Origin of the sequence: Candidatus Palauibacter australiensis, from assembly GCA_026705295.1 — a bacterium.
GTDB classification, from domain to species: Bacteria; Gemmatimonadota; Gemmatimonadetes; order Palauibacterales; family Palauibacteraceae; genus Palauibacter; species Palauibacter australiensis.
Map to the genome: position 1 here is coordinate 1 of JAPPBA010000082.1, position 10,150 is coordinate 10,150.

Consider the following 10,150-nt stretch of genomic DNA (forward strand, 5'->3'; position numbering starts at 1 on the left):
CACGTGCGGCTTCGTTCGCTCGAACTTTTCCTTCGCCATCGCCCCTCGTTCTCCTGTGTCTCGTCTGCGGCCTGCGCGCAGGCGGGCTCTTCGCCGCCTACGAACCGTTGGCGGAGACGATCTCCGCCGTCTTGGAGCCCGGAACTTCCTCGTAGTGCGAGAACTGCATGGTGTAGACCGCGCGACCCTGGCTGATCGAGCGCAGAGAGGTCGCGTAGCCGAACATCTCCGAGAGCGGCACGGACGCCCCGACGACCTGGGCCGACGAACGTTGCGTCATGCCGCCGATCTTGCCCCGCCGACTGGAGAGATCTCCCATCACGTCCCCGAGATAGTCGTCGGGTGTAACGACTTCCACGTTCATGACAGGCTCGAGCAGCACCGGCTGCGCTTTGCGCGCACCTTCCTTGAGCGCGATCGAGCCCGCAATCTTGAACGCCATCTCGCTGGAATCGACCTCGTGGTACGAGCCGTCGATCAGCGTGGCCTTGATGTCGATGATCGGGTAGCCGGCGACGATCCCGGAATCCAACGCCTCGCGAATCCCCTGTTCGACCGAGAGCACATACTCGCGGGGCACGTTTCCGCCCCTGATCTCGGAGTCGAAGATGAACCCGCCGCCGGGGTCCGTGGGCTCGAGGTTGATGATCACGTGCCCGAACTGCCCGCGGCCGCCGGACTGCCGCACGAAGCGGCCTTCTACCTTGCGGACGGCCTTGCGGATCGTCTCGCGGTAGGCCACCTGCGGCCGGCCGACGTTCGCGTTGACCCTGAACTCGCGCTGGAGCCGGTCGACGATAATCTCGAGATGGAGTTCCCCCATCCCGCTGATGATCGTTTGCCCCGTCTCCTCGTCGGTGTAGACGCGGAATGTCGGGTCTTCCTCGGCCAGCTTCGCGAGGGCCCCCGACAGTTTCTCCTGATCCGCCTTCGTCCGGGGCTCGATCGCCACCCGGATTACGGGTTCGGGGAAGCTCATCGACTCGAGCACGATCGGATCGGTCGCCGACGAGAGCGTATCTCCCGTCCGCGTATGCTTGAGTCCGATTGCGGCTGCGATGTCGCCGGCGAACACCTCGTCGCGCTCCTCCCGCTTGTTCGCGTGCATCTGGAGCAACCGCCCGAAGCGCTCCTTCCGTCCCCTGGACGAATTCAGCGCCTTCGAGCCGGCCTTCGCCGTTCCGGAATAAACTCTGAAGTAGGTCAGACGTCCCACGTACGGATCGGTCGCGATCTTGAACGCGAGCGCCGCGAACGGCGCCTCTTCGTCAGCCGCACGCTCGACCTCCGTCTCATCCTGCTGCGGGAGGTGGCCGGTGACGGGAGGGACATCGAGGGGAGAGGGGAGGAAGTCGATCACGGCGTCGAGCAGGCGCTGAACGCCCTTGTTCTTGAAGGCGGAGCCACACAGGATCGGCGTGATCCCGTTGGCCAGCGTCGCCTTCCGCACCGCGCCGCGGATTTCGTCCTCGGTGAGTTCTTCCCCTTCGAGATACTTCTCGAGCATGGGTTCGTCGTATTCGACCGCGGCCTCGATGAGGGAGTTCCGCAGCTCCGCCACCTGGTCCACCAGGGCGTCCGGCACGGGACCTTCGGTCCAGCGCGCGCCCAGAGATTCATCGTCGTAGACGACCTTGACCTCGCGAATGAGGTCGACCATGCCCGTATAGAGCTCACCCTCGCCGAGGGGGATCTGAAGCGGTTGCGCGTTCGCGCCCAGGCGGTCCCGCATCATCCGCACGACATTGATGAAGTCGGCGCCGACGCGGTCCATCTTGTTGACGAACGCGATGCGCGGGACACCGTACTTGTCGGCCTGCCGCCATACCGTCTCGGACTGCGGCTCCACGCCACCCACGGCGCAGAAGAGGGCCACGGCGCCGTCGAGCACGCGGAGGCTGCGCTCCACCTCCACCGTGAAGTCGACGTGCCCCGGCGTGTCGATGATGTTGATGCGGTAGGGTTCGCCGTCGTGCGTCCAGTTACAGGTGGTGGCGGCCGATGTGATCGTGATGCCGCGTTCCTGCTCCTGTTCCATCCAGTCCATCGTCGCATCGCCATGATGCACTTCGCCCAGGCGATGCGTCCGGCCGGTGTAGAACAGCACCCGTTCGGTCGTCGTCGTCTTTCCGGCATCGATGTGCGCCATGATGCCGATATTCCGAAGCCGCTCCAGCGGCGTTCTTCTCTCCATGAGTCGGTCTATTGATCTCTATCTGTCGAACCTCGGGTGCCGGACGGACTCCTTACCAGCGATAGTGCGCGAACGCCTTGTTCGCGTCCGCCATCCGGTGCACGTCCTCCTTCTTCCTCACCGCGCCCCCGTCGCCGCGAGCGGCGTCGAGCAGTTCCCCGGCGAGCCGCTGCGCCATCGTCTTGCCGGAGCGGGCGCGCGAGTACTGCACGAGCCATCGGCGTGCGAGGGAATCGCGCCGCCGGTACGACACTTCCATCGGAACCTGGTACGTCGCCCCACCTACGCGTCGACTGCGAACCTCGAGGATGGGCTTCGCATTCTGCAGCGCCTGCCGGAACACATTCATCGCCGGCTGTCCCGTCTTCATCTCGATGTTCTGCATTGCATCGTAGAAGATCTGCTCGGCGAGGGACTTCTTGCCGTCCAGCATCAGCATGTTGATGAACTTCGTGACCTCCGTGCTCCCGTATCGGGAGTCCGGAATCACCTCACGCTGTTCGGCACGGTTTCGTCGTGGCATCTCGTTTCGCCATATCCGGCTCCGGGTGGAGCTATTTTCTCTTCTTCGAACCGTACTTCGACCGGCCCTGGTTCCTGTCGTCCACGCCCGACGCGTCGAGGGTCCCGCGGATGATGTGATACCGCACCCCCGGCAGGTCCTTCACCCGTCCGCCGCGGATCAGCACGATGCTGTGTTCCTGGAGGTTGTGGCCCTCACCCCCGATATACGCGGTGACTTCGTATCCGTTCGTGAGTCGCACGCGGGCGACCTTCCGCAGGGCCGAATTCGGCTTTTTCGGCGTCGTCGTGTACACGCGCGTGCATACACCGCGCTTCTGGGGGTTTCCCTCCAGCGCCGGTGCCTTGCTCTTCTTCCGGACCTTCTTGCGGCCCTTGCGGACCAACTGATTGATGGTCGGCATTCCTGCTCCATCGCTCCCTTCGGCCGCACCGGTGCGCCGATCACCGAACTCGGGGCCCGGCCGTTGGGGGTAAAAAAATCGGGGACGGATCCGAACCGCCCCCGCGGCGACTGCCGACCGGTCGGTCGACAGACAAGAGAGAGTAGTCTTGAAGTCTCTCCGTGTCAAGCAACTTCGGTCGCCTGGAGGGGGGCGCGGAGATCCCGTAAACGCACCCCCGTTTCGGCGTCCAACGGACGTCAGGTCGTCATGACCGCGCCCTCCTCCGCCACCGTGGCCTCGTCCTCCTCAGCCTGGTCGCGCAGGTCCGAGAAGAGACTCCGGGGCATCTCCTCGGGCACGATCCTGCGCCGCATGGAGTCGATCTGCGCCTTGAGCGCGTCGTCCACGAGGAATTCGATATCGGAGAATCGGTGTGTCCCCGTACCCGCCGGGACCAGATGCCCGATGATGATGTTCTCCTTGAGCCCCCTGAGGCGGTCCTTCGCCCCCCGCACGGCGGCGTCCGTAAGCACGCGCGTCGTCTCCTGGAAGGAAGCCGCACTGATAAAGGATTCCGTGGTGAGGCTCGACTTCGTGATGCCGAGCAGGATCGGCTCCGCCCGCGGAGGCTTCCCTCCGCTCTCGAGAACCTCGCGCGTCGCGTCGCGGAACTCCATCCGGTCGACATGCTCTCCCTCGAGGAATTCCGTGCCGCCCGGATCCGTGATACGGACCTTCTGCAACATCTGGCGCACGATCACCGCGATGTGCTTGTCGTTGATCCGCACACCCTGCAGGCGGTAGACCTCCTGGATCTCGTTGAGCAGGTACTCCTGCACCGCTCGGGGTCCCCGGACACGCAGGATGTCGTGCGGATTCACCGGACCCTCGGACAGCCGGTCGCCGGCACGCACGAGATCTCCCTCGTGCACCCGCAGGTGCTTGCCGACGGGGATCTGGTACACCATCTCCTCGCCGTCATCCATGGTCACGACGATCTCGCGCTTCCCGCGCTTGATGCCACCGAACGAGACGCGGCCGTCGACCTCGGTGATCGTTGCGGGGTCTTTGGGCCTACGTGCCTCGAACAGCTCGGCGACGCGCGGCAATCCACCCGTGATGTCGCGAGTCTTGTAGGCTTCGCGGCTGATCTTGGCGAGCGTCTCCCCCGCGTTGACGGCCTGTCCATCCTGCACGAGCAACTGTGTGCCGACCGGCACGATGAACTCGCGCAGCTTGGCGCCCTTCCCGGTCACAATGTTGATGACGGGATGGAGCTTCTTCTCGCGGTCGTCGATGATGACCTGCTGACGCCGTCCCGTCGCCTCGTCGAGTTCCTCGCGGACCGTCTCTTCCGGCACGATGTCCGTGAACCGGATCTTCCCCTTCTTGTCCGCAACGATGGGTTCGGAGTACGGGTCCCAGCCGAAGAGCAGGTCACCGTGCCCCACGTCGGTGTCGTCCTTCACAAAGAGCGTCGCACCGTAGGGGATCGCGAGCCGCGAAAGAACGCGGTCGTCCGGCGTCTTCATGAGGAGCTCGCCCTCGCGGCTGGTGACGATCGTATCGCCCGACGGACTGGTGACGGTCGTCACGCGCTCGAACGCGATCCGCCCTTCGAGCTTCGAGCGCCGTTGCGTCTGCGCCGCGATACGGGCGGCCGTCCCACCGATATGGAAGGTTCTGAGCGTGAGCTGCGTCCCCGGTTCGCCGATCGACTGCGCGGCGAGGATTCCCGCCGCCTCACCGAGATCGACGAGTTCCATGGTCGCGAGATTGCGGCCGTAGCACTGCTGACAGATGCCCCGCCGGGACTCGCACGTGAGGACGGATTTGATGCGCACCTGCTGCACACCGCTCTCGTCGATGGCACGTGCCCGCGCCTCCGTGATCATGTCTCCAGCGTCGACGATGACCTCGTCGTCGATGGGGTCGATGACGGCTTCCGCCGCGATGTTGCCGGCGACGCGATCCGACAGCGGCTCGATGATGTCTTCGCCTTCCTTGAGCGCCGTGACATCAAGCCCGAGGACCGTATTGCAGTCCTCCTCGATGATCGTGACATCCTGTGCCACGTCGACGAGCCGGCGTGTGAGGTAGCCGGCGTCCGCCGTCTTGAGGGCCGTGTCGGCGAGTCCCTTCCGCGCGCCGTGCGTCGAGATGAAGTACTCGAGCACGCTGAGGCCCTCCCTGAAGTTGGAACGGATCGGGCTCTCGATGATCTCGCCGATACCGCCGGTCAACTTCTTCTGCGGCTTGGCCATCAGACCTCGCATCCCGGCGAGCTGACGGATCTGGTCGCGGGAACCCCGGGCGCCCGAGTCGAACATCATGAAGATCGGATTGAAGCCGTGTCTCGATTGCTGGAGCCCGCGGACCATCGCGTCGGCGACATCGTTGTTCGCGTGGGTCCAGGCGTCGATCACCTTGTTGTACCGTTCCCCGAAGGAGATCACGCCGCGGTGGTACGCCTTCGTGAACCGATTCACGTCCTCCTGGGCCTCGCCGAGAATCTCCTGCTTCTCGGCCGGGATCTCCATGTCATCGAGTCCGATGGAAACGCCGGCCTTCGTCGCGTTGCGGAACCCGAAGTCCTTGAGCTGATCGAGGAACGCCGTCGTGTCCTCGAGTCCCGCCAGACGGAATGACCGGAAGACGAGATCTCCCAACGCCCCCTTGCCCAGCGTCTCGTTCACGTACGGTACCCGGGAGGGCAGGATCGCGTTGAAGAGGGCGCGTCCGACGCTGGTCACGACCCACTCCCGCTCGACGTGGCCGTCGTCGGCCTCTTCCTCGACGAGCAGCCGAATCGGCAGGTGGAAGTCCGGCGTCCCCGCCGGCGAGCGCAGATACCCCGCCTCGAGCGCCATTTCAACCTGACCCGCGTCCGCGAAGTGGGGGAGATCCGAGCCCGCCTCATGCTCGTCGAAGTCCGGTCGGACCTTCGTCATGTAGTAGCAGCCGAGGACCATGTCCTGGGACGGCGACGCGATCGGCCGGCCGTTCGCGGGCTTCAGAATGTTGTTGCTCGACAGCATGAGGATCCGCGCCTCGAGCTGCGATTCGAACGACAGCGGAACGTGAACCGCCATCTGGTCGCCGTCGAAGTCCGCGTTGAAAGCCGCGCACACGAGCGGGTGAATGCGGATGGCCTTCCCCTCCACGAGCACCGGCTCGAAGGCCTGGATCCCCAGCCGGTGGAGCGTCGGGGCCCGGTTCAGGAGGACCGGATGATCCTTGATGATGTCCTCGAGGACCTCGTAGACCGTCGGGTCGTCGAGTTCGACGAGCTTCTTGGCGCGCTTCACCGTCTCGGCGTGCAGCCGTCGCTCGAGTTCGTGGATGATGAACGGCTTGAACAGCTCGACGGCCATCTTCTTCGGCAGCCCGCACTGGTGCAGCCGGAGCTCCGGACCCACGACGATGACCGACCGGCCGGAGTAGTCGACGCGCTTTCCGAGCAGGTTCTGGCGGAACCGGCCCTGCTTGCCCTTGAGCATGTCCGACAGCGACTTGAGCGGCCGCTTGCCCCTGCCGCGAATCGCCTTTCCGCGCCGCCCGTTGTCGAACAGCGCGTCCACCGCCTCCTGGAGCATGCGCTTCTCGTTGCGCAGGATCACCTCCGGCGCGCGCATTTCCAGCAGCTTCTTGAGCCGGTTGTTCCGATTGATCACGCGACGGTACAGGTCGTTGAGGTCCGATGTCGCGAATCGTCCGCCGTCGAGCGGCACGAGCGGACGCAGGTCCGGCGGAATCACCGGAATTACATCCATGATCATGTGCTCGGGGCTGTTCCGCTTGGAGACTTCGTCGTCGCTGTTTCGGATCGCGTCGATCACCTTGAGCCGCTTGAGCTTCTTCTTCTTCCGGTGCTTCGAGGTCTCATGCACGACCTCGTAGCGCAGCTGTTCGGCGAGTTCATCGACGTCCAGCTGTCCGAGCAGCGTCCGGATCCCTTCCGCTCCGATTTCGGCGCGGAAGTCGGTATCCCCCTCTTCGCGCGCCTTGTCCGTCAGCTCCCAGTACTCATCCTCCTCCAGCACCTGCTTGAACTCGACATCCTGCCGGCCGGGTTCGGTGACGACGTGCGCGGCGTAGTAGATGACCTTCTCGAGATCCCGCAGCTTCATCCCGAGCAGGTAGCCCATCTGGGAAGGAAGGGTCTTGAAGAACCAGATGTGGGCCACGGGCACCGCGAGCTCGATGTGCCCCATCCGCTCGCGGCGAACCTTCGAGAGCGTGACCTCGACCCCGCACTTGTCACATATGTGGCCGCGGTATCGGATCCGCTTGAACTTCCCGCAGTGGCACTCCCAGTCCTTTACCGGCCCGAAGATGCGCTCGCAGAAGAGGCCGTCGCGCTCCGGCTTGAACGACCGGTAGTTGATCGTCTCCGGCTTCGTGACCTCACCGTGACTCCAGGACCGGATCTCCTCGGGCGAGGCGAGCTTGATCTGAATCCAGTCGAACTCGGACGAACCGGCACTGCGATTTCGCGGAAAATCGATCATCTGTCACCCTCTTGTATCGCTAGAACAGCGGCTCCGACTCGTCGCCGCCGAGCGTCACGCTCAGCCCCAGCGCCTGAAGTTCCTTGACGAGTACATTGAAACTCTCGGGCACCCCCGGCTTGGGCAGGTTGTCGCCCTTCACGATCGCCTCGTACACCCGGCTCCGTCCCGTCACGTCATCCGACTTGACGGTCAGCATCTCCTGCAGCGTGTGGGCCGCGCCGTAGGCTTCCAGCGCCCACACCTCCATCTCGCCGAAGCGCTGTCCTCCGAACTGCGCCTTGCCGGCCAGCGGCTGCTGCGTGACGAGGCTGTACGGACCGATGGAGCGCGCGTGGATCTTGTCGTCGACGAGGTGCGAGAGCTTCATCATGTAGATCTCGCCGACCGCGATATCCGCCACGAACTCTTCGCCCGTGCGGCCGTCGCGCAGCCTCATCTTGCCGTTCGAACCCAGCCCCGCGCGGTTCATGAGTTCGACGACGGCCGCGTCCACACCCGAGGTGATCCTGCGTTGCCCCGAGAGCGCGGCGGTCTTCGGCCAACCCTCGGACCCCAGCTTCGCCGCCGTCCTGGCGCCCGAGACATCGCGCACGGCGCTGAGGACGAAGGAGGCAAGGCCCCGCAGGTACGAGGCAAGTTCGCCTCCTCCTTCCAGGTATGCGTCGAGCGTGCGCCCGAGACTGGCCGGGTCCGAAACCTCGTCGTCTCCTTCCCAGGCCTGTATCTCGTTGACGAGCGTTTGAATCATCTCGTAGGACAGTTCGGGCGGTTCCACGTCCGATCCGAGCGTACGAGCCGCCCAGTAGGCGCCCCCGATCTTCAGGAGGGCGCCGATCTCATGCTCCGTCGCTCCCTGGAAGACGGGCGTATTCGCCTCGAAGCCGAGAGCCCGGGCCGCCCAGCCCAGCGTGGTCTCGAGAATCTGTCCCACGTTCATCCGGCTCGGTACGCCGAGTGGATTGAGTACGATTTCGATGGACTGTCCGTCGGGGAGGACCGGCATGTCTTCTTCGGGAACCACGCGGGCGATGATGCCCTTGTTCCCGTGCCGGCCGGCCATCTTGTCTCCAACCGAGATCTTGCGCTTCTCCGCCAGGTAGACCTTCACGAGCTGGACGACACCCGGAGACAGCTCGTCGGGTTGGAAGATCTTGTCGATTCCCTCTTCCGTACGCTCGCGAATCCGTTCGACTCGCGTGCGAGCCTCGGCTTCCACGCGACGGATCAGGTCGTTCGACTTCTCCGTCTTCACTTTCAGTGTCGAGAGATCGATCTCTCCCAGGTCGATGCTCCCAAGCTTCGTCTTCGTCAACTTCGTGCCCTCGGCGAACAGCGGCTCGAGGGAGCCCCGGCCGAGACACAGGACCACCGTCTCCCCCTGCAACAGTTCGAGGATCTCCTCGTCCCGGGCTTCCATCACCCGTGCGATTTCCTCGCGCTCGCTCTCGCGCAGTTCGGCGATGCGCTCGCCGTGCTCCCGTTCCAGCAGAGGGTCGTCGATTCGCCGCGAGAAAATCTTGACGTCGATCACGGTCCCCTCAACCCCGGGCGGGACGCGCAGCGAACTGTCCTTCACATCCTTCGCCTTCTCCCCGAAGATCGCCGTCAGCAGCTTTTCTTCGGGCGAAAGCTCGGTCTCCCCCTTCGGCGTGATCTTGCCCACGAGGATGTCTCCCGACCGGACCGCCGCGCCGATGCGGACGATGCCGCGATCGTCGAGGTCGACCAGTGCTTCCTCGGCCACGTTCGGGATCTCGCGCGTGATCTCCTCCATCCCCCGTTTCGTGTCGCGGACGTGGAGTTCGAGCTCCTGGATGTGGACCGACGTGTAGACATCGCCCTTGACCAGTTTCTCGCTGATCACGATGGCGTCCTCGAAATTGTGTCCGAACCAGGGCATGAAAGCGACGAGCGCGTTACGCCCGAGCGCGAGCGAGCCGCCATCCGTGCCGGCGCCGTCCGCGACCACATCGCCCGCTTCCACGCGGTCACCGACCCTGACGATCGGCCTCTGGTTGATCGCCGTGTCCTGGTTCGTGCGCCAGAACTTCCGAAGGCGATAGGCGTCGTACTGGGTGAGGCGGGCGAGGGGAATCTCGCCGGCCGCGCGCCGGGGCTTGCCGGTGTCGATCTCGACCTCGTCCGCCGTGACCCGTGTCACCGTCCCGGCGCGGCGCGCAAGCACGACCGCACCGGAGTCGCGGGCCACCTTGCCCTCGAGGCCCGTGCCCACGAGGGGGCGCTCGGGGAAGAGAAGCGGCACGGCCTGCCGCTGCATGTTCGATCCCATCAAGGCCCGGTTCGCGTCATCGTGCTCGAGGAACGGTATGAGCGCGGGCGACACGGCCACCAGCTGGTCGGGCGCAACGTCCATGAAGTCGATCTCGTCCGGCGGGAGCAGCGGGTAGTCGTCGCGACGCCGGCAGAGGACGAGCGAGCGGGCGAACGTCCCATCGGGGTTGAGTTCGGCGTTCGCCTGCGCAACCGAGTATTCCTCCTCTTCGCTCGCCGAGAGCCAGACGATTTCATCCTGG

5 protein-coding genes are annotated in these 10,150 nt (G+C 64.8%); all 5 read right to left on the reverse strand.

Features of this window, described 5'->3' with window-relative positions; translation table 11 throughout:
• Positions 1–97 precede the first annotated feature (97 nt).
• A complete protein-coding gene (gene fusA / locus OXN85_06450) occupies positions 98–2,194 on the reverse strand; it encodes an elongation factor G (protein ID MCY3599592.1) in 2,097 nt (698 codons plus the stop codon).
• A 52-nt stretch (positions 2,195–2,246) separates the two neighbouring features.
• Positions 2,247–2,717 (reverse strand): 30S ribosomal protein S7, encoded by a 471-nt coding sequence (gene rpsG / locus OXN85_06455; GenBank protein ID MCY3599593.1) that lies wholly within the window; start codon positions 2,715–2,717, stop codon positions 2,247–2,249.
• A 31-nt stretch (positions 2,718–2,748) separates the two neighbouring features.
• Entirely contained in the window at positions 2,749–3,120 is a 372-nt protein-coding gene (rpsL, locus tag OXN85_06460) for a 30S ribosomal protein S12 (GenBank protein MCY3599594.1), read from the reverse strand.
• Between the two features lie 239 nt (positions 3,121–3,359).
• Positions 3,360–7,613, reverse strand: a complete 4,254-nt coding sequence (rpoC, locus tag OXN85_06465) for a DNA-directed RNA polymerase subunit beta' (protein ID MCY3599595.1) — start codon at positions 7,611–7,613, stop codon at positions 3,360–3,362.
• Between the two features lie 19 nt (positions 7,614–7,632).
• On the reverse strand, positions 7,633–10,150 hold a 2,518-nt coding region (locus OXN85_06470), incomplete at its 5' end, for a DNA-directed RNA polymerase subunit beta (protein ID MCY3599596.1).